Here is a 19,732-nt window from a genome sequence, read left to right on the forward strand (position 1 = left end):
ACGGAACAGCCCTTTTATCTATCTAATAATTTTATTATACTTACTCGAAGTAATCTTATAAAAAACCAAATATAAAAGTAAGGTAAATCCCCCGCTTAAAAACAGTGCAGCAAAAAAGACTATCTTGTTAAATAGGCCGAAGGCAAATAAGAGCCGGGTAAACAGGGGAGATGCAAAAAGGCAATGAACCAGAGAAACCAAAACGGGAAGCACAAAGAGCCAAACAAGCTGGGCGTGTGAAGTCTTTTTAATTAAAGAAGAATCCATTCCTATTTTGAGCATTATTTGCCAGAGTCTTCTGTCCTCCATTCCCTCGGAAATCTGTTTAAAGTACATGATGAGAATAAGCCAGATTAAAAACATCAAACTTAAAAAAGCGCCTAAAAATAAAAAACTTCCGTCAAATTCTCTTCTGTTTTTGTAGGACTCAAATTTATTGTGATAAAAAAGCCCCGATTCAGAAGTCTTTGCCAATTTTTGTATATCTTGAGAATAGCTTTGAGGAATACTTAGATTATCGGCCGAAGTATTCCAAAAAAAGGATTCTTCAAGTGTAAGCTGTTTTTTATTTTTAAATCTCACTTTTGAATTTTCTTTTAATAAATTTAATTCATCTTTAATAAGGTCAAGACTTTTAGAATCTTTAGCTATAATATTTATATAAGGAAAAGGAGAATAAGGAATATATGGAGAATTATCCAGTATGGCAACAAATTTACTTTCAAGTTTTGTTAGTTTAAATTCTTTTTGACCAATTCGTAAAGGCTTTGTGCAGTCAACCTCCTTATTGCAAAAAATAAAAAGCTCATCATCATTCATCTTTGCAGCATTTGCTAATAATTTTTTACGCAGCTCATCAGGGAAAATATTTTTAATATCATCAAGATTGCACAGCATAACTTGAACATTATTGCGGGAAAAATATGAATCATCATTTTCATAAAAAACATTTCCGTTTATATTTGAAATTCCATAAATGTATCTTACATACAAAAAATCTTTTGTTTCTATACTGTTCTTTAAACCTATTTCTTTTATATCTGCAATTAGCCTCTCTTTATTTTGTAATTCCGCATTGTTCTTTTTAAAAACTTTATCCAATTGATGATTGCGGGTAAAGGCCTTTGATATGATTTTTTCGCTTACCATATAAATACTTGTTACCGAAGCGAGGGTAAGCAGGATCATCGTAAGCAAAATACAGATACTCGCCAAACCCTTCGCATGCTGACTCATTCTATAAATCATTCCCGAAACGGAAATAAATTTTGCAGGTTTATAATAGGATTTGCGTTTTTTCATTTTATTTAAAATAAAAACGGTAATGCTTTCAAAGAAAAAAAAGGTTCCCGCAATTACAAAAATAACGGCAGGCAAAAAAAATTGTAAAGCCATCATAGGAGTAAAACTTAAAATTGAAAGGATATAGCCTGCCCCGGCAAAAAAAAGTGCAAGAAAAGTTTTTAAGCGTAAATATTTCGACCTTTTTTCTCCGCTTTTTGATTCGGTTAAAAGCTGGATAGGATTTAAAAGACTTATCTTTTTTAAATTATAAAGGTAATTTATTACAAAAAAACAAAAGAATACAATACTTGCAGGTTTTAAAAATGTAAGCGAAAGACTATAGTCGATTTTTGAAGGAATCCCGCTTAACTTAAATAAAATTAAAAAGCATAATTTTCCGAAAAGCATGGAGCCTATTGCGCCAAAAAGCATACTTAAAAAATAACAGGCTAGGAATTCGAAAAACAAAACTCCTGCAATATGTTTTTTTTCAAGTCCCAAAATAGTATAAAGCCCTATTTCCTTTACCCTGTTCTTAATTAAAAACTTATTTCCGTAAAAGATAAAAATCATCGAAAAAAAACCGACTATTATAACACCGAATCCCATCAAAGCCTTAAGTCCGCCTAATTTTTGAGTAAAGGCATCTTGTGAAAGAGTGTACATAATCGAGAACATCATTATCGAAAGTGAGCAGGCAAAAATATATGGAATATAAGTTTTTGCACCTGTCGAAATATTTTTTTTTAGCAAGCTTAAAATAAAAATTAAGTTTCATAAACTGTCCTCCCTTTTCCTAAATGCCGGTGCGGTTCATCATAAAAAGACCTTCATTGATCCTTTCCCTAAAAACGGCCTGCCCCATATCGCCTTTGTATATTTCGTAATAGATATTTCCGTCACGCAAAAATAAAACGCGCTTTGCATAGCTTGCAGCCCGTGCACTGTGGGTTACCATTATGATGGTCTGTCCTTCTTCATTCATTTGAGTAAAGGTTTCCAAAAGCATATCGGAAGACTTTGAATCGAGGGCACCTGTAGGTTCATCTGCCAAGATGAGCTCAGGCCTTGTAATAAAGGCCCTTGCTGCAGCCGCTCTTTGGCACTGGCCGCCCGAAATCTCATAAGGATACTTTTCAAGAAGATCCGAAATCCCAAGCTTTTCTGCGATGGGAAGAAGCCTTCTATTCATTTCATCAATCGGATAATTTGAAAGTACAAGAGGAAGTAAGATATTATCCTTTACTGAAAACTGATCCAAGAGATTATAATCTTGAAACACGAAGCCCAATTTATTCCGCCTAAAGGCTGCAATATCTTTCCCCTTTATCTTGGATACGGGTTCTCCTTGCAAAAATATTTCGCCGGAAGAAGGCTTATCCAAGGTTGCAAGCAAATTGAGTAAGGTCGTTTTTCCTGACCCCGATTCGCCCATAATAGCCGTAAATTCATTTTTCTTTACCGAAAAACTTACATCGCGCAAGGCAACCGTTCCCTGTTTTGAAAATCTGGCTTTATAAATTTTTTGAATATTTTTAACGTCAAGTAATGTTTCCATAAAAACACCTCCAAACAAATTTAAGTATGAGCATTGTATCAAAAAAAGAAAAGGACTGCATTGACGGAGTCTTACATTTTGTTTTTTTGACTTACATTTTTGTAAGGATTAAAAGGCATATTTAAAAATCTTGTTGGATTTTTAGAGATGCTCTAAAACTTCTCCTCCAAGTTTAATTCTTGCCTTAGTCCATTCACCTTGAAGAGAATCTATGCTAAGCTCACAGTTAAGCCTTTCGGCTATTTCCCGTGCAAGGTAAAGGCCGAGGCCTGTAGCCTTTTCGCTGAGACGGCCGTTCAAACCGGAATACCCCTTATCGAAAATTTTAGGGAGGTCGGAAGGGCTTATTCCGATTCCGTTGTCCTCAATTACAAGAACCGAAGGATTTCGATTTTCAATATAGATGCTCAAAATTCCTTTTTTGCCTTCTATTCCGCAGTACTTTAAGCTGTTGGAAACTATCTGCTCAATCATCAGTTCAAAAAGAACCGGATCGCTTATAATATTCAAATCGCAAGGCTTATAATTAAGCTCTATATTTTTATAAATAAAAATGCTTCTATATTTGCGGAAGATGTTTTGAAGAACATCATTTAGATTGAAATTAGAAAAATCCAAATCTCTGTCAGGTCTTTGAAGTTTTAAATAATGCAGGGCCATCTGAGTATAATTATCTATGTTTAAAAGAGCTTTTTTAATTTCAAAGATTTCATCTTTTGAAGAGTTCATATTTTGCAATAAAATATTTATGGAAGTAATAGGCGTTTTTATCTGATGAATCCAAAGAGAAAAATAATCGTTTTGATCGATGAGCATTTTTCTGTTTTCGTAAATGGCACCTTCTCTTTCTAAAAGTATTTTTTTTATTTTGCTTAGTGCAATAATCTGCGATAAAGATAAGTTTTGCATTGAATAGAAGTCTTCATCATTTAAAGATATTTCTCCTGAGTTTATTTCACAGTTTTCTAAAAGATCAAAATAATCCGTATTTTTACGGTAATAAAAAATAAATTTTAATATTACAAAAATAATTAAAATAGAAATACTTAATGAACTTATATAAGATGCGAGCCCTTTTTCGGCATTGCTTAAATATAGGATGAACACTTGCACAAGGATTAAAAGAGAGGGGGTAAATATAAAGAGGAAATTGTCTTTAAAAAAACTTTTTATAATTATGTTTATTTTTAATTTACCGGCTTCCGTGATTTTCATTTAGCTTATATCCTAAACCTTTTTTGTTTTCGATAAAATTAAAAAGTCCGATACCCTCCAGTTTTTTGCGTAGACGGGTAATATTTACCGAGAGGGTATTATCATCTACAAACTGATTGTTTTGCCAGAGTACGTCCATAATTTTTTCTCTCGAAACAAATTCTCCTTGAGCCAAGTAAAGGCATTTTAGAATTTTAATTTCGTTTGCAGTCAATAAAACGGTTTTTTTGTTGTATGCAAGAATGAGGGTGCTCAAATTTAAAACGGTTCCTGCAAAGTTGACTTCATTCATTGAAGCGGTAAATTGATATGTCCGCCTGATAACGGCCTGAATCTTTGCGATGGTTACATCTATGTCAAAGGGCTTTTCGATATAATCATCCCCTCCCATTTGCATAGCCATCACAATATCCATCTTATCGTTGCGGGAAGATAAAAAGATAATGGGAACCTGCGACTTGTTCCTGATTTCGGAACACCAATGATAACCGTTAAAGGCGGGAAGCCCTATATCCATTATGACAAGGGAGGGCGCATAGTCTTCAAACTCTTCCAAAATATTATTAAAATTTTTTGCACAGCGCACATCGAAGCTCCACTGTTCCAAATTCTTTTTTAAACCTAAAGCTATTGTTGAGTCATCTTCTACAATTAAAATTTTTATAAGCTGTTTCATTTGTTTGTTTATGTATTTTTAGGTTCTTGATAAGATAATACGAGAATATTTTTACCAAATACAAGAAGTTGCCTTGCCGAGCGAAAAATATTTTTTGTGTGTATGCAATATGTTGCGAATATAAAAAATATAGTTATAATAATTAAAAAAATCTTCTTTTTCACTGTGAAAAACCTCTTATTTTGTTATGATTTTTGGATAATAGTTTATCCATAAATTACTTCAAGTTTATTGCTAAAAAGTCTCCCCTTGTCTTTTTTGTTGATAACCCAATAAATCTTATACATCTTTCTTTCTCATCTTTCTGCCTCATAATTTTATAATTTTCCTATCAAACGTTTTACAAACATGAGTATGGCTATCATTAAGAAGAAACTCAATGCGAATAATCTGAAAACAGCAGAAAATTTTGTTTCTCCCGAATTAGATGTATATCTCCAGTTGAAATAAGCTTTTGGAATCATTTTTAGATATTTACGATAGCAGATTTATTTTTGCCTGTCAAGCTCTTGATCCCCTACTTGCAAAACTCCCAAAAATATGGTAAATTTAAAGACATTATGACGGAAAAACCGTATAATTATTTCAAGTTGTACTAACAACAGGAGGAAAAAATGAGTATTTCACTCGCATTGTATGCCGTGCTCGGAGGCGGGATTGCAGCCCTAGCCTATGCACTTGTAAGAACCTTATGGATTTATAAACAAAAGGTTTCAGATCAGGCTTTAAAAGAAATTGGAGGCCATATAGCCGATGGGGCTATGGCTTTTTTAAGAAGAGAATATATAACTCTTCTACCTTTCATCGCCATAGTTGCCGTTTTCCTAGCCATAGGAAATAAGGGAGCTCTTAAATTCCAATCTCTTTCATTCTTGCTTGGTGCTCTTGCTTCAATGTCAGCCGGATACATAGGTATGCGCGTTGCAACACAAGCAAACTCACGCACAACACAAGCCGCCAAGGATCAAGGCTTAAACGGAGCTTTAAAAGTTGCTTTTTCAGGCGGAAGCGTTATGGGAATGAGCGTTGTCGGTCTTGCATTTATAGGTCTTTTTATCGTTCTTATTCTCTCTACTTCAATGTTGGGAACTGAAGAAAATACCCTTAAAGATATTATTTTACCCTTAGCAACAGCTTTTTCATTAGGAGCTTCATCTATTGCCCTTTTCTCACGTGTAGGCGGCGGTATTTATACAAAGGCTGCCGACGTAGGAGCCGACCTTGTAGGAAAGGTTGAAGCAGGTATCCCCGAAGATGACCCCCGAAACCCTGCCACTATTGCCGATAATGTAGGTGATAACGTAGGTGACGTTGCAGGTATGGGTGCAGACCTCTTTGAGTCCTTTGTAGGCTCATTGGTAGGTGCTATGATTCTGGGTCTAATCGTAAACACTCCGGATTCTTCTTTAAAGATGAAGATGATGATACTGCCCTTGTTGGTTTCGGTTACAGGCCTTGCTGCTTCATTAATCGGAACTTTCTTTGTAAAGGCAAAACCGGGTTCAAACCCTCAAAAAGCTCTCAACACAGGAACATTCGGTGCCGCAATCGTTGCTACCATCTTTGTTTTCTTCCTAGTCAAATTCATAATGGGTGATGCAACATTTAACGGAACACAAGGCTATTTACATGTCTTTGCTTCTACGGTAATTGGTCTTGCGGCCGGTGTTCTAATAGGTATTATCACGGAATTCTACACAGGCACAGGAAAAAAACCTGTTAAGGGAATCGTAGATGCTTGCGAAACAGGAGCTGCAACCACAATTATTTCCGGGTTAGCCGTAGGTATGAGAAGTGCCTTCCCCGTCATGATTTTAATCGGAGCTTCAATCTTTTCAAGCTTTATGCTCGCAGGCCTTTATGGTGTAGGTATAGCCGCTGTAGGTATGTTGGTAACCTTAGGAATCCAGCTTGCAGTTGATGCTTACGGCCCCATCGCCGACAACGCAGGCGGTCTTGCCGAGATGGCAGAATTCCCCAAGGATGTCCGAAATATCACAGACAGCCTTGATGCTGTAGGAAACACCACGGCCGCTATAGGAAAAGGCTTTGCCATCGGATCAGCTGCTTTGACGGCCATCATCCTCTTTACCTCATTTAAAGAGCAAGCCGGTGTTGCAAGTGTAGATATTACAAACATTAACGTTCTTGTAGGCGTTCTCTTGGGAGGAGTTTTCCCCTTCTTGTTCTCAGCCCTTACAATGTCGGCTGTAGGAAAGGCTGCCCATAAGATGATTGAAGAAGTACGCCGCCAGTTTAAACAGCACCCCGGCATCTTGGAAAATACCGAAAAGCCCGATTACAAGAGATGCGTAGACATCAGTACTCAGGCTGCCTTAAAGGAAATGGTTATCCCCGGCCTTGCCGCAATTATTACACCCATCCTTGTAGGTTTTGCAGGAGGCCCCGCCATGTTAATCGGTCTTTTGACAGGTGTAACGGTTTCCGGCGTTGTATTGGCCGTCTTTATGTCCAATGCGGGCGGTGCATGGGATAATGCAAAGAAAATGATCGAAGGCGGAATCGCAGGCGGAAAGGGTTCACCCTCTCACAAGGCCGCTGTTGTAGGCGACACTGTAGGCGATCCCTTCAAGGATACTTCCGGCCCCTCCATCAATATATTGATTAAGCTTATGTCAATGGTTTCATTGGTTATAGCCCCGATGTTAAAACTATACTGGGGATAAGCTTTTGTTAGGTTTTCGGCAAGCGGAAATCGGATAAACACAAAAAAAGACGGTCTTAAAAATAAGGCCGTCTTTTTTTATTTTAAACAGGTTTTAAAGATCCAGTTTTAAATCCCCATCCTTAATCCAATTTATTTTTCGTAAAAGAAAGGTAAAGAAAAGAGTTAAAACAGCCGGCAGGATAAAGTGTAAAAGAAGAATAGCAAAATAAGTGTCCAAGCCGCCCCTTCCTATAGTTTCCATTGCAGTGATAGTACCGATTTGGCCGACAAGACCGCAGGTTCCCATTCCTGAACCGAGGGGTATATTTTCCATCTTAAAAACAATAGTAGCCAAGGGGCCCAAAAGAGCGGCCGCCAAGGTAGGCGGTATCCATATCTTAGGATTCTTAATTATATTGGGCATATGAAGCATACTTGTGCCTATGCCTACGGCAAAACTTCCGCCTATACCGTTATCCCGATAGCTCATAACTGCAAAGCCTATCATTTGAGCGGCACAGCCTACGGTTGCAGCTCCTCCTGCAAGCCCCCCAAGGGAAAGCATCATGCAGATTGCAGCACTGCTTATAGGCAAGGTAAGAATTACACCTACCAAAACCGAAACGGTAACTCCCATCCAAAAGGGTTGAAGAGTAGTAGCTTCCATTATAATTTGCCCGAGCCATGTCATAAAAGAAGACATTCCGGGGCCGACTAAGGCGGCAATTACGGCTCCCGAAATAATAGTTACCATCGGGGTAACTATGAGATCAATCTTAGTTTCGTGGGAAACGGCTTTTCCAAGCTCGGTACTAATTATCGTTGCTATAAAGGCCCCCACAGGCCCACCCAATTTATTTCCTGCAAAACCTACTATCGTTGCCGAAAAAAGCACAAAGGTATGGGCTTTTAGCGAGTGGGCTATGGCTATACCGATTGCGGCCCCCGTCATATCCCGGCAAATAGGCCAGACGGTTTGAGTTAAAAAAGTAATATTAAGTTTAAGGCCTATGCTGTTTAAAATAGTACCTACTAAGAGAGAAGAAAAAAGCCCCATGGCCATCGCGCTCATTGCGTCAATAAAATAACGCTTAGCCGATATTTCAATGTTTTTTTTAGCCAAAAATGCTTTAAAAGAGTTTTCCATTTAAAATGCTCCCGGAATAAAATAGTGTATTTTTAGAAGAAAAGATATTGGAGAATATGGGGATCGAACCCACGACCTATTGATTGCGAACCAATCGCTCTACCAACTGAGCTAATTCCCCAAAGTTGTAAATAAACTCATCGCAAGAAATTACGGTATCCAATGTTACATCAAATGAAAAAAAAAAGCAATCAGGTATCTTGCTTTTTTCGTTTTTTTCCGTAGAATGATAATTATGAAAAAAAATATATATTTTTTATTCCTTATTACGATTTTTCTTATTTTGACCATGTCATGTGAAACATTTAATTCGGCACAAGGCATAAAAACGTCAAAGGAGCACAAAAGAAAAGCAGATATCTCAATTCCCTTTGATGAATACTTAGCAGAAAGGGTTTGGAGATTGGCCGGATGTTATTTTGAAAACGGACACTATGTACAGCTTGATGCAAATTTGACAGAGTCGCGTATAAATTTTTTTAGCGATGGAAAATTTGAAGCCACAACAGGTATAACGAATTATAAAGGAACATGGAAGCATAAAAAAAATAGAACAGAAAGCCCATTTAGATTTCAAATAACCGAAAAAAAACTTGTAGACCCTTCAAATACTATAGGCAAGGCCTTTGATAAAGCTTTTGAGAAAAATTTAATAAATACCGATATAATTGAAATAAACGAAAACGAAATAAAATTTTATTCTAAAAAAGAAGAGCTTTTACTGAGCTTTGTAAGGCTGTAAAAACCATTTTAGACGGACTCTTCTTCAATATACAAAAAAAACCGTCCTTTCGGACGGTTTTTTTGAGTCTTGTAAAAACTAAAAACCGAATAGGCTCTCTTACGCTAAATTTTTAAGCAAATTCTTTGCCATAGCGATTTATGGCAGCAGCCATGTTATCAAGGCTTACCTGCTCCATTACACCGCCCATTTCCCATGCAACCCTAGGCATACCGTATACAACAGAAGAGGACTCATCTTGTCCTATGGTGCGAGAGCCTTCGCTGTAAAGTTTTGTAATATTTTGAGCTCCGTCCTTTCCCATACCGGTCATGATTATTCCTAGGGCATGGTTTTGGTATTCTTTGGCAACAGATTCAAACAAAACATCAACGCTGGGCTTATGGCCGCTTTGGGGTTCCGTATCTATAACCTTTGCAACTGCAGCAAGGGAGCGCTTTTCTACAACGAGGTGTTTTCCTCCGGGGGCAATAAGAATGCGGCCGGGTTTTATAAGATCTCCGTCTTCCGCTTCTTTTACTTCAAGAGGACAGATTTTATCCAAGCTGGCAGCAAATTCCTTTGTAAATCCGGGAGGCATGTGCTGAACGACAACTATCGGTTGAGGGAGGTCCTTATCAATAGATGCAAAAACTTGACGCAAGGCATTGGGACCTCCGGTAGAAATACCTATGGCAATAATCTGAATATTTCCGGGTTCCCGGTGAGCAATGGGTTTTTCTTCTTTTTGAGGTTCGGGAGCCGATGTTCTAACTGTAGGCTTAGGAAGAGAACTTGTAAAGGATTCTGAAAAAGATTTCCTTGTATCACCGCCTCTTGTACCTGTTTCAATTTGATGACGGCGGCCGTAGGCAAGCAGCATCTTTGAAAGAGTTTCCGAAACGGTATTTAGATTAGCAGATTCGGAGCCGGACGGCTTTGTAATAAAATCGCAGGCTCCAAGCTCCAAACAGTCCATAGTAATCTTCGCCCCTTCTTTTGCAATACTCGACAAAATTACTACAGGAATCTTTATATTTTGCTTTTTAAGTTCTCTTAAAAATTCAATGCCGTTCATTTCAGGCATTTCCAGATCTAAAACTATAACATCCGGGGCAACGCGGTCAAGCTTTTGAAGGGCAAAACGGCCGTTCATTGCCTTATCGGCTATTTTCAGACCGGGAGTGGCATCAACAATCTTACCTATAAGATTTCTCATCAATGCAGAATCATCCACTATTAAAACACGAATATCTTCCATAAAAAACTCCTTTAGAAGAATTATATAAAGCTTTTAGAATCAAAATCCTTTTTGATAAAAGCAGGCCCAATCCGTTTTTAAAAACTTAAATTGAGTCTCCATACCAAAAAGCGATTCGGAATGACCTATAAATAAAAAGGATTTAGGCGACATAGCACGCCAAAACCTATCAATAACTTCTTTTTGAGCAGGCTCATCAAAATAGATCAAAACATTTCGGCAAAATACAAGATCAAAATCGGTATGCTTTGAGTCATGTTTTAAGTTATGATAGTCAAAATTTACCATTTGACTTATATCTTTTTTTACCTGATAGCCGTCATTTAACTTGTCAAAATAAAGCTTCAAATAATCGTCAGGGATTCCTGCAACTCTGGATTCCTGATAAAAACCGGTCTTACCCACAAGAAGACATTTTAAGGATAAGTCTGAAGCTGTAATCTCAGCGGTAAAACCTATAGGAAGATGTTTTTTCATAACCATAGCTATGGTATAAGGCTCCTCTCCTGTTGAACATCCGGCACTCCATATTTTAAGCTTATTCTTTCCTTCAGCTTTTTTTACCTTTACAAGCTCAGGTATAACATAATTTTCCAATGCATCAAAGTGAGGCTGGTTTCTAAAAAACCTTGTAAGGTTTGTTGTAACGGAGTCTAAAAGGCTCTTTTGTTCTTCCGAATCCTTGATAAGCATCGCATAATAATCCGACACATTTTCAAGTTTCTTGTCCCTAAGTTTTTCTTTTAACCTGCTTTCCAAAATAGACCTATTAGTATCCGAAAAAGTAATACCGCTAGCGGTATATATTAAATCGCTGAACATACGGAATTCTTGATCAGTTAAAAAATCTGCCATACTCTAGGCTCCTGTCATCCTTAAATTTAATTTTTAAATATTCTATATAGTCTATGACTTCTACGATATTATGTCAATCGGCAGTCAAAGGCTTTTGACTAAGATTAAAAAAGATAGTATAATAAACTATGAATTTTAAGGAAGCTCAAACTTTTATCATAGCCTCCATTCTTGCTATTATATCATTTTCTTGCAGTTTAAACTATAGTAAAGAGGCACAAAATTTTGAAAAAAAACCGAATTTTGTATTTAAAAATGCAAATTTGGATCAATATGAAGATGACACCTTAAATTTACGTATAAATTTTATGGAATTAGAGATTTATGATTCGGACAGGATATGGGCCGGGAAAAATCTGCGTTTCTTTAAAATAGATAAAAAATCGCTCGGAAACGCCAAGCCGGAGGCAGAACTCAAGGGAAGAGCCGGAATTATCAAAATAGACGAAAAAAATAATCAGTACTTTTTAGGACAAAAGGTTTTTTTTGAGGATTTAAAAGAAGGGCTTATGATTTCGGGAGATGCATTTTTTTGGGATAAAAAAGAAAACCTCCTGTATGGAATAGAAGACGGTCAGGTAACAGTAAAAAGAGGAGATGAACTTTATATAAGCGGATCAGGGTTCATAGCGAACACTCTTTCAAAAGAATTCGAATTTTTAAACTCTATAGAAGGTAAGATTCAGACTAAAACTGAGGAGAATAAAAATGAAGAAAATTCAGACTAAGATTCGGAATCACAAGAGCCTTAGGCTTTTTCCCGTATATTTTCTTATATTCTTTTTTTTAACGGATATTACTGCTCAAACATCAACAATAAGTTTTAAAGCCGATAAGGTAACGGCTGCGGTAGCTGAAAATAAAAAATCGACCAATTTAATAGGAAATGCCGAAGTTAAGGTAGACAGCCTGACAATATCGGCAGACCGTATCGAAATTTTTGGGAAAGACTATAGATATGTAAATGCGACAGGTTCGGTTAAGGGTGAGGACACCGAAAAAGGATACAGCTTTAAGGCAGATTTAATCAATTTTGATAGAAAAACGGATACGGTTACAATGTTCGGAAAACTGGAACTTAAAGACACAAAAAATGATGTCAGTATCACTTCGGAAAATATTGAGTATAAAAAGAAGCAAGAAATAATTATAATGCGCTTTAATGTAAAGATAATAAATAAAGATATAAATTGCAATTCAATGTTTGCTTTGTATAATAGAAAAGAATCAAAGGTAGAATTAACCGGCAGTCCTGTTGTAAAAAAGGGAAAGGACGAATTTAGAGCAGGAAAGATTTCAGTTAACTTGGACACGGAAGATATAACCCTTGACGGCCGAGTCAGAGGCTCTGTAGAGCAGGGAAAGGAAGAAAAAGAAGAGGAAAAACCTAATGTTTGACGAAAAGAGTGTTTTAAAGGTTGAGGGGCTAAATAAATTTTTTAGAAAAAAACATGCCGTAAAGGATGTAAGTTTTTCAATGCATCAGGGAGAAATTGTAGGCCTTTTGGGCCCTAATGGAGCAGGAAAAACTACCACCTTTTATATGATTGTCGGATTTTATAAACCTAATTCCGGCAACATATATTTAGACGGTAACAGAATAACAACCCTGCCTATGTATAAAAGAGCCCACGCAGGAATTTCATATTTACCTCAAGAAGCTTCGGTTTTTAGAAAGCTGACCGTAGAGCAAAATATTTACGCAATTTTGGAAACAAGAAAGGATCTTTCCAAAGAGCAAAAAAAGGAAAAGCTTGAATTTCTTCTTGAAGAATTCGGAATTAAGGCAAACAGAAAACAGCAAGCCTATACCCTCTCCGGAGGAGAAAGAAGGCGTACCGAAATAGCCAGGGCCTTGGCTATTGAGCCTAAGTTTTTGCTTTTAGACGAACCCTTTGCAGGAATCGATCCGATTGCGGTACATGACATTAAAAGCATAGTCCGCATCTTAGCCGATCAGGGCATCGGGATTTTAATAACCGACCACAATGTCAGGGACACCTTGGAGATAACCGACAGGGCCTACATAATAGGCAGCGGAGAAATTGTAGAGCAAGGGTCAAGGGATGAAATTTTAAATTCCGAAATTGCCCGAAAAATATATCTGGGCGAAGAATTCAGAATGTAATTGGAGATGAGATGATAGACTTAATCGTTTTTTTAGGCAATTACGGAAAAAAATACGAAAATACAAGGCATAACGCAGCTTGGGTACTATGCGATTCAATAGAAATAGGCTCAAATGCTATATGGCAGGGTAAATTTAAGGGGCAATATGCAAAACTGCCTTCTTCTATGACCTGCGGAAGGGCAGTGCACATTCTAAAACCTGAAACCTACATGAACCTGTCGGGAGAAAGCGTAATAGCTGCCGCTTCTTTTTTTAGACTAAAACCTGAAAATATTTTAATCGTGCATGATGAGCTGGAATTAAAACCCGGTATTCTCAGCTTTAAGTGGTCAGGCGGTCTTGGGGGGCATAACGGTTTGCGGTCGATAAAATCGGTTTTAAACACGGCAGATTTTTTCCGTCTTAGGATAGGCATAGGCCGGCCCGATTTTTCTTCCCAAGGAGGAGAGGCCTCCCCAGATATTTCAGGCTATGTGCTTTCCCGCTTCGCACAATCCGAATTGGACGTTCTAAAAAGCCAAGTATCCAATGCAAATTCTTTTTTTAAAGAATTATTAGAAGCTGATGAGCCTCAAATTCTTATAAAAAAATGGGCCAAAGTGCCGCCTCCGCAGAGCTAAACTCTTACTTAAGATTTTTTTTATTTTTCCGAAACTAAAATGAGGATGAGTATGAAAAAATCACTATTCTTATTAGTTTTTATTGCTCTTTTTTTTCCAAGAGCTTTTTCGGAAAAAAGCATTGAGCCTGAAGTTTATCAAAAACTCGTAGAGTCTATTGTACGTATTGAAGCTCCTAAAATTAAGGACGGGCATATAATCTTTACTTCAACCGCTAAACGTCATGTAGGTATATCCTTTTCTCATGAAGATTACAAGCATATTCATTCCTTTCAAAAGCTCCCCCAGAGCGAATTATATGAAGGAAAAGAGCCCATCTTATTCTATATTTTTCCGATTCCCGATGAGCTGACTGAAATAAAATACAGACTTGTGATAGACGGGCTTTGGTCATCGGATCCGATAAATAGAAACATAGTTTTCGATCGGATACACAGCATGAGTGTTTCACGTATTGAAGTTCCTTACAAAAAAGAGTATAAAACCGAGGTGAATAATAAAAATTCCGTAAAATTTACCTACTTGGGAGAACCTAAAAAAACTATAAGACTTGCCGGGTCATTTAATAATTGGGACCCCTTTATGTATGATCTTATAGAGGTTTCTCCGGGGAGATATGAATTGAGTTTACATTTACCGCCGGGAACCTGGTTCTATGCTTATTTTTCAGGCGGAACAAGACTTCCTGATAACACAAATAAAAACCATGTTTATACTGTCGATGGACGAATCGCTTCGGTTATAACGGTTCAGTAAAGCGGAGGTTAAGTATGCACGAATATATTATACAAGGCGGATTTCCCGTAAAGGGAACAATAAAGGCAAGCGGAAACAAAAATGCAGCCCTACCCTGTATTGCTGCCGCCATCCTTTCGGAAGAACCCATTATCCTCAAAAACATTCCCGAAATTGAGGATGTGTTTGTAATGCTTCAAGTTTTTGAAGCTCTGGGAGGCCACTACGAAAAACTTGAAAAAAACGTATTTAAGCTACGGATGGAAAAGGTAAAAACGAGCAAGATACCGGAGGATCTTGCATCTAAGATAAGGGCCTCAATTTTATTTGCCGGGCCTCTTTTGGCAAGAACAGGCAAGGCCATTTTGCCTCCTCCGGGAGGAGACGTTATCGGAAGGCGCCGTCTCGACACCCATTTTTTAGCCTTGACGGAATTGGGCGCCAGAGTCGAAACAGATCAAAATTTTTCTTTTATTGCACACAAGCTGATGGGAGAAGATATCTTTTTAGATGAAGCATCAGTTACCGCAACGGAAAATGCTATTATGGCAGCAAGCCTTGCAGAAGGAACTACCATCATATCAAATGCTGCAAGCGAGCCCCATGTTCAAGAACTTTGTAGAATGCTGAATAAGATGGGTGCAAAAATCAGCGGAGTAGGCTCTAATATACTGACCATAGAAGGGGTCGAAAAGCTAGGAGGTACGGAACACCGCATAGGCCCCGACTATATGGAAATAGGCTCTTTTATCGGCCTTGCAGCCGTTACCCGCGGTCAGCTAAAAATTACAGATGTAGAACCGAGAGACATGCGGCCCTTACGTGTAGCCTTCGGCAAGTTGGGCATAGGCTGGACCCTGGAAGGGACAACCCTTACCGTTCCCGATAAGCAAAAGATGCAGGTAAACTGCGATTTAGGCGGAATGATTCCCAAGATCGATGATGCCCCATGGCCCGGTTTTCCGCCTGATCTTACAAGCATCATGACCGTAATTGCAACGCAGGTAGAAGGCACCGTTTTAATCCACGAAAAAATGTTTGAATCCAGAATGTTCTTTGTAGATAAGCTGATCGGAATGGGAGCCCGCATTACATTGTGCGATCCACACCGTGCAGTTATTTCGGGACCAAGCTCCCTCCATGGAGGCGAATTGGTTTCCCCCGATGTAAGAGCAGGCATGGCCATGGTAATAGCCGCCTGCTGTGCCCGAGGGGAAAGCATTATCCGGAACGTCTACCAGATAGAAAGAGGTTATGAGCATTTGGTAGAGCGGCTCAAATCTATAGGCGTAAAAATAGAGCGAAGCGAAAAATAGAAAGCATTTTTATTTTCTATACAAAAACTATTGACCATCCTTGGTTTTTTTTGTAAATTCTCACCTGGCTGTATATCTTTAATCGCAGTGTGCTGCTGTCTTTTTAACAAGATTTTATTCTGTAAGTATATAAAACTTTTCCTTACAGAATAAAATACTAATCTGCACTCACATTAAGCACATTTCAATTATTGAATTTTTTTTATAATATTTAGGAGGATAAATTTATGAATGAAATCAATGGGAAAAAAGTATCCAAAACTCAAGTAATACGCAGATATTCTAATTTAACGATAAGAAGAAAAATAATGATTTCCTTAGTTTCGGTTTTATCAATATTTTTGATTATTACAAGTCTGGTTCTTGTAAAAAAACTGGGAAATGCTTCAAAGCGGAACGCAATTGTAAAATTATATGATTCCAGTAAAAGCCTTGGAGGTTTTGTTGAAACGGTTATAAAGAATGTATACGATACAAATAAAGCCTTAGCAAAAACATTTGAATCGTTCCAAGATATTCCGCCGGAAAACAGAAGACCTTATTTTAATAATTTACAAAAAGAAATTTTAAGAGATTCGGAAAAATTTGTAGATGTATGGACAGTCTGGGAACCTAATGCCCTGGATAAACTTGACTATAAATTTAAAAATACGGAAGGTCATGATAATACCGGAAGATTTATTCCTTATTGGACAAAGATTAGCGGTAAAATTTCAATGGTTCCCCTAACCGAGTATGTAAGCAGTTTTTGGTATGAAATGCCTAAGACCTCACAACATGGTATCTTGATCGAGCCTAATAACTATGAGATCCAAGGGAACATGCTTTATGTAGCAGGTACCGCAATCCCAATACGCGATAAAACAGGAAAAGTCTTAGGAGTTGTAGGAATTGATTACTCTCTCGATTATATGCAGGAAAAACTCTCAAAAGAAATCTTCTTTGAATCAGGCTATGCAATTCTTATCTCAGCTAAAGGAACTGTTCTTGCGCATAAAAACAAAAACCTAATATCAAAAACTCTTCCCGAATTTGAAAACAAAGAAACGGCAGACTTGTTTTTTGATGCAAAGAGGTCTCTTGCTCCATTTTTACTTGAAACTCAAATAAACGGAAATAAGCATCTTGAAGTATTTACGCCTATCAAGATAGGACGTACAAATGAGATATGGTTTGTAGGCACTTCAATACCCGAAAAAGAAATCTATGAAGAAAGCAAAAATTTAATTAAACTTGTTTCAATAATTTTATTGGCAGGTTTTGTTGCATCAATAATCATTCTAACATTTATAATAAACGGAATCACAAAGAGAATTTCAAGCGTAGTTAAGGCCCTCAGAAATATTGCGCAAGGAGACGGGGACTTGACAGCCCGTTTAACAGGAAGGGGTAAGGATGAAATTGCAGATCTATCTCATTCCTTTAATCAAACAATAGAAAAAATAGGCTTTACAGTAAGGAATGTTGCAAACAGTACTTTGGACATGCAAAGGACAGGAGAAGCTCTTGCTGTAAACGTTTTTGAAACAGCAAGCTCAATAAGCCAAATAAGCAAAAATATTTTAAGGGTAAAAGAGCAAGCCGAATCTCAATCGGCAAGCGTGAGCGAAGCTACGGCAAACGTCGAACAAATTCTTCAAACAATAAAACAGTTAGACGGCCGAATTGAAAGTCAGGCTGCAAATGTAGCACAATCATCTTCCGCAATCGAAGAGATGGTTGCTAATATTTCTTCAGTCACAAGAATATTGGATCAAAGCGATTCGGCAATTAAAGAATTGGCAGATGCAACAGTCTACGGAAAAGAAGCCCTTCATCTTTCAAATTCGGTTACGCACAAAATTGCAGAGGAATCAGGAAGTTTGATTGAAGCATCAAATGTAATCCAGCATATTGCCAGCCAGACAAATCTTTTAGCAATGAATGCGGCAATTGAAGCTGCCCATGCAGGAGAAGCAGGAAGAGGTTTTGCAGTAGTCGCAGATGAAATAAGAAAGTTAGCCGAAGAATCCAGTATGCAGGGAAAATCAATATCGTCTGCCCTCAAAAAATTCTCGGAGGAAATTTCCATATTAGCAGCTTCTTCAAAAACAGTAGAACAAAAATTTAATGCAATATTTGAGCTTGCTGAAAATGTAAAATCAATGAGCAGCAGTGTAATGGCTGCAATGCGAGAGCAAGAAAGCGGAAGTCATGAAGTTCTATCGGCAATTCAGGATATAAACAACATAACTGTAGACGTTCAAGAAGGCTCAGGCGAAATGCTTAAGGCCGGTGAAGATGCCGTCAAAGAAATGAACAGGCTTGAGGGATTAACGCAGATCATAAATAACAGCATCCAAGAAATGTCGTCAGGAACAAGCCAAATACAAACCTCCTGTTCTGAAGTAAAGGGTATTTCGCAAAAAAATAAAATGAATATTGAAGCCCTGGCTCAAGAAGTCGGAAAGTTCAAAATATAATTAAAGCTTTAAGTTTTCAGAGCTTGTAGCTCTGAAAACTTTTTCTTTATGAATTTAAGTAAAAATTTTAACCCCTTCCTATTATGCCGAATTTGTGATATTCTGTATCTTCAGCTTAGCAAAAAAGGCTCATTTTAAAGATGCTTAACTTTATTTTTAAGAGAATTTTATACGGTATTCTTACAATGTTCATCGTTGCCAGTATTACCTTTTTTTTAGTGCATATTATTCCGGGCAATCCCATTGAAACCATAGCAGAAAATTTACCTGAAGAAAGGCGTAGTGAACTTTATTCTCAATACGGATACGACAAGCCTCTTTTTATTCAATACATAGTTTTTTGGAAAAATCTTTTGGCTAAGGGCGATTTAGGAACTTCTCTTTATTACAGAGGAAGACTTGTTACCGATGTAATAAAAACCCATGCACCTATTTCGGCAAGGCTGGGACTTCAAGCATTATTTTTCGGCGTTTCAGCAGGTTTAGTGTTCGGAATCTTAGCAGCCGTAAACCGAGGAAAAAAACTAGATTACGGTGTTATACTAATTGCAGTTATAGGTATCTCCATTCCCAACTTTGTGCTGGGACAAATGCTGCAATACTTTTTCGGCATTAAACATAACCTCTTTCCCATTACAGGCTGGGGCAGTTTTAAATATACCGTTCTGCCTTCCTTGGCTTTGGCTATAGGACCTGTCGCAAAATACTCACGATATATGCGTTCCAATTATTTGGATATTATAAATCAAGATTATATTTTAACTGCAAGAGCAAAGGGGGCTTCAAAGGTAAGAATTATAAAAAGCCATATCTTGCGCAATGCCTTTTTGCCTATCATAACCATGCTCGGCCCGCAAATAGCCTTTACCTTCACAGGAACATTTGTCATCGAAAATATTTTTTCGGTTCCCGGACTCGGCTCCTATTTTGTACGCTCAATTTCCGAAAGAGATTATACAATGGTAATGGGACAAACAATTTTTATTTCTTTTTTATATGTAGTATCTCTTATTCTGGTAGACATAGCTTATAACTTACTTGATCCGAGGATTAAGATTCAAACAAAAAATGAGGTTCTTTAAA

17 protein-coding genes and 1 tRNA gene are annotated in these 19,732 nt (G+C 37.5%); 10 read left to right on the top strand and 8 right to left on the bottom strand.

The genetic code is table 11. The annotated features are described in order from the left end of the window. Positions 1-18: 18 nt before the first annotated feature. The 4 genes from E4O07_RS10370 to E4O07_RS10385 form a co-directional block, all read right to left on the bottom strand. Entirely contained in the window at positions 19-2,037 is a 2,019-nt protein-coding gene (locus tag E4O07_RS10370; protein WP_253685517.1) for an FtsX-like permease family protein, read from the bottom strand. Positions 2,038-2,080: 43 nt separating this feature from the next. Continuing rightward, the gene (locus E4O07_RS10375; protein ID WP_253685519.1) at positions 2,081-2,842 is read right to left on the bottom strand and encodes an ABC transporter ATP-binding protein; all 762 of its coding nucleotides are present in this window, start codon (positions 2,840-2,842) and stop codon (positions 2,081-2,083) included. A gap of 141 nt (positions 2,843-2,983) precedes the next feature. Then, positions 2,984-4,057, bottom strand: coding sequence for a sensor histidine kinase (locus tag E4O07_RS10380; protein ID WP_253685520.1), 1,074 nt, complete (start codon positions 4,055-4,057; stop codon positions 2,984-2,986). Beyond that, complete coding sequence (locus tag E4O07_RS10385; protein ID WP_253685522.1) at positions 4,035-4,733, bottom strand: response regulator transcription factor; 699 nt, start codon at positions 4,731-4,733, stop codon at positions 4,035-4,037. Before E4O07_RS10385 ends, E4O07_RS10380 begins: the two co-directional genes overlap by 23 nt. A 614-nt stretch (positions 4,734-5,347) precedes the next feature. Here E4O07_RS10385 and E4O07_RS10390 point away from each other — a divergent pair. After that, positions 5,348-7,420: a sodium-translocating pyrophosphatase gene (locus E4O07_RS10390; RefSeq protein WP_253685523.1), complete on the top strand. Its 2,073-nt coding sequence runs from the start codon at positions 5,348-5,350 to the stop codon at positions 7,418-7,420. Between the two features lie 93 nt (positions 7,421-7,513). On the opposite strand, the gene E4O07_RS10395 is transcribed toward E4O07_RS10390, so the two are convergent. Together E4O07_RS10395 and E4O07_RS10400 are read right to left on the bottom strand one after the other, a co-directional pair. Next, complete coding sequence (locus E4O07_RS10395) at positions 7,514-8,548, bottom strand: PTS sugar transporter subunit IIC (protein ID WP_253685525.1); 1,035 nt, start codon at positions 8,546-8,548, stop codon at positions 7,514-7,516. A 48-nt stretch (positions 8,549-8,596) separates the two neighbouring features. Beyond that, positions 8,597-8,669: transfer RNA gene (locus E4O07_RS10400), tRNA-Ala, on the bottom strand. Between the two features lie 114 nt (positions 8,670-8,783). On the opposite strand from E4O07_RS10400, the gene E4O07_RS10405 reads away from it, so the two are divergent. Further along, positions 8,784-9,290, top strand: a complete 507-nt coding sequence (locus E4O07_RS10405; protein WP_253685527.1) for a hypothetical protein — start codon at positions 8,784-8,786, stop codon at positions 9,288-9,290. A 112-nt stretch (positions 9,291-9,402) separates the two neighbouring features. Here the strand turns inward: E4O07_RS10405 and E4O07_RS10410 are convergent, their stop codons facing one another. Together E4O07_RS10410 and E4O07_RS10415 are read right to left on the bottom strand one after the other, a co-directional pair. After that, complete coding sequence (locus tag E4O07_RS10410) at positions 9,403-10,530, bottom strand: protein-glutamate methylesterase/protein-glutamine glutaminase (protein WP_253685529.1); 1,128 nt, start codon at positions 10,528-10,530, stop codon at positions 9,403-9,405. A gap of 39 nt (positions 10,531-10,569) precedes the next feature. Continuing rightward, complete coding sequence (locus E4O07_RS10415; protein ID WP_253685531.1) at positions 10,570-11,385, bottom strand: CheR family methyltransferase; 816 nt, start codon at positions 11,383-11,385, stop codon at positions 10,570-10,572. 128 nt (positions 11,386-11,513) lie between these two features. On the opposite strand from E4O07_RS10415, the gene E4O07_RS10420 reads away from it, so the two are divergent. The 8 genes from E4O07_RS10420 to E4O07_RS10455 all read left to right on the top strand — a co-directional run bounded on the left by E4O07_RS10420 (position 11,514) and on the right by E4O07_RS10455 (position 19,731). Then, positions 11,514-12,113, top strand: a complete 600-nt coding sequence (locus E4O07_RS10420) for an LptA/OstA family protein (protein ID WP_253685533.1) — start codon at positions 11,514-11,516, stop codon at positions 12,111-12,113. Further along, positions 12,094-12,783, top strand: coding sequence for an LptA/OstA family protein (locus E4O07_RS10425; protein ID WP_253685535.1), 690 nt, complete (start codon positions 12,094-12,096; stop codon positions 12,781-12,783). Before E4O07_RS10420 ends, E4O07_RS10425 begins: the two co-directional genes overlap by 20 nt. After that, the gene (gene lptB, locus E4O07_RS10430; RefSeq protein ID WP_253685537.1) at positions 12,776-13,513 is read left to right on the top strand and encodes an LPS export ABC transporter ATP-binding protein; all 738 of its coding nucleotides are present in this window, start codon (positions 12,776-12,778) and stop codon (positions 13,511-13,513) included. Before E4O07_RS10425 ends, lptB begins: the two co-directional genes overlap by 8 nt. Positions 13,514-13,524: 11 nt before the next feature. Further along, the gene (gene pth, locus E4O07_RS10435) at positions 13,525-14,136 is read left to right on the top strand and encodes an aminoacyl-tRNA hydrolase (RefSeq protein ID WP_253685539.1); all 612 of its coding nucleotides are present in this window, start codon (positions 13,525-13,527) and stop codon (positions 14,134-14,136) included. A 51-nt stretch (positions 14,137-14,187) separates the two neighbouring features. Next, positions 14,188-14,892, top strand: a complete 705-nt coding sequence (locus E4O07_RS10440; protein ID WP_253685541.1) for an early set domain-containing protein — start codon at positions 14,188-14,190, stop codon at positions 14,890-14,892. A gap of 14 nt (positions 14,893-14,906) precedes the next feature. Beyond that, positions 14,907-16,187, top strand: coding sequence for a UDP-N-acetylglucosamine 1-carboxyvinyltransferase (murA, locus tag E4O07_RS10445; protein ID WP_253685543.1), 1,281 nt, complete (start codon positions 14,907-14,909; stop codon positions 16,185-16,187). A 227-nt stretch (positions 16,188-16,414) separates the two neighbouring features. After that, a complete protein-coding gene (locus tag E4O07_RS10450; RefSeq protein WP_253685545.1) occupies positions 16,415-18,649 on the top strand; it encodes a methyl-accepting chemotaxis protein in 2,235 nt (744 codons plus the stop codon). 140 nt (positions 18,650-18,789) lie between these two features. Further along, a complete protein-coding gene (locus tag E4O07_RS10455) occupies positions 18,790-19,731 on the top strand; it encodes an ABC transporter permease (RefSeq protein WP_253685547.1) in 942 nt (313 codons plus the stop codon). Position 19,732: the final 1 nt, after the last annotated feature.

The organism is Treponema sp. OMZ 798, from assembly GCF_024181385.1.
In the GTDB taxonomy this organism is placed as follows: domain Bacteria; phylum Spirochaetota; class Spirochaetia; order Treponematales; family Treponemataceae; genus Treponema_B.

Excerpts from the sequence above, each read along its gene's own strand:
- E4O07_RS10375 (WP_253685519.1), bottom strand. The coding sequence starts at position 2,842 with ATGGAAACATTACTTGACGTTAAAAATATTCAAAAAATTTATAAAGCC.
- E4O07_RS10380 (WP_253685520.1), bottom strand. The coding sequence starts at position 4,057 with ATGAAAATCACGGAAGCCGGTAAATTAAAAATAAACATAATTATAAAA.
- E4O07_RS10385 (WP_253685522.1), bottom strand. The coding sequence starts at position 4,733 with ATGAAACAGCTTATAAAAATTTTAATTGTAGAAGATGACTCAACAATA.
- E4O07_RS10390 (WP_253685523.1), top strand. The coding sequence starts at position 5,348 with ATGAGTATTTCACTCGCATTGTATGCCGTGCTCGGAGGCGGGATTGCA.
- E4O07_RS10395 (WP_253685525.1), bottom strand. The coding sequence starts at position 8,548 with ATGGAAAACTCTTTTAAAGCATTTTTGGCTAAAAAAAACATTGAAATA.
- E4O07_RS10405 (WP_253685527.1), top strand. The coding sequence starts at position 8,784 with ATGAAAAAAAATATATATTTTTTATTCCTTATTACGATTTTTCTTATT.
- E4O07_RS10410 (WP_253685529.1), bottom strand. The coding sequence starts at position 10,530 with ATGGAAGATATTCGTGTTTTAATAGTGGATGATTCTGCATTGATGAGA.
- E4O07_RS10415 (WP_253685531.1), bottom strand. The coding sequence starts at position 11,385 with ATGGCAGATTTTTTAACTGATCAAGAATTCCGTATGTTCAGCGATTTA.
- E4O07_RS10420 (WP_253685533.1), top strand. The coding sequence starts at position 11,514 with ATGAATTTTAAGGAAGCTCAAACTTTTATCATAGCCTCCATTCTTGCT.
- E4O07_RS10425 (WP_253685535.1), top strand. The coding sequence starts at position 12,094 with ATGAAGAAAATTCAGACTAAGATTCGGAATCACAAGAGCCTTAGGCTT.
- lptB (WP_253685537.1), top strand. The coding sequence starts at position 12,776 with ATGTTTGACGAAAAGAGTGTTTTAAAGGTTGAGGGGCTAAATAAATTT.
- pth (WP_253685539.1), top strand. The coding sequence starts at position 13,525 with ATGATAGACTTAATCGTTTTTTTAGGCAATTACGGAAAAAAATACGAA.
- E4O07_RS10440 (WP_253685541.1), top strand. The coding sequence starts at position 14,188 with ATGAAAAAATCACTATTCTTATTAGTTTTTATTGCTCTTTTTTTTCCA.
- murA (WP_253685543.1), top strand. The coding sequence starts at position 14,907 with ATGCACGAATATATTATACAAGGCGGATTTCCCGTAAAGGGAACAATA.
- E4O07_RS10450 (WP_253685545.1), top strand. The coding sequence starts at position 16,415 with ATGAATGAAATCAATGGGAAAAAAGTATCCAAAACTCAAGTAATACGC.
- E4O07_RS10455 (WP_253685547.1), top strand. The coding sequence starts at position 18,790 with ATGCTTAACTTTATTTTTAAGAGAATTTTATACGGTATTCTTACAATG.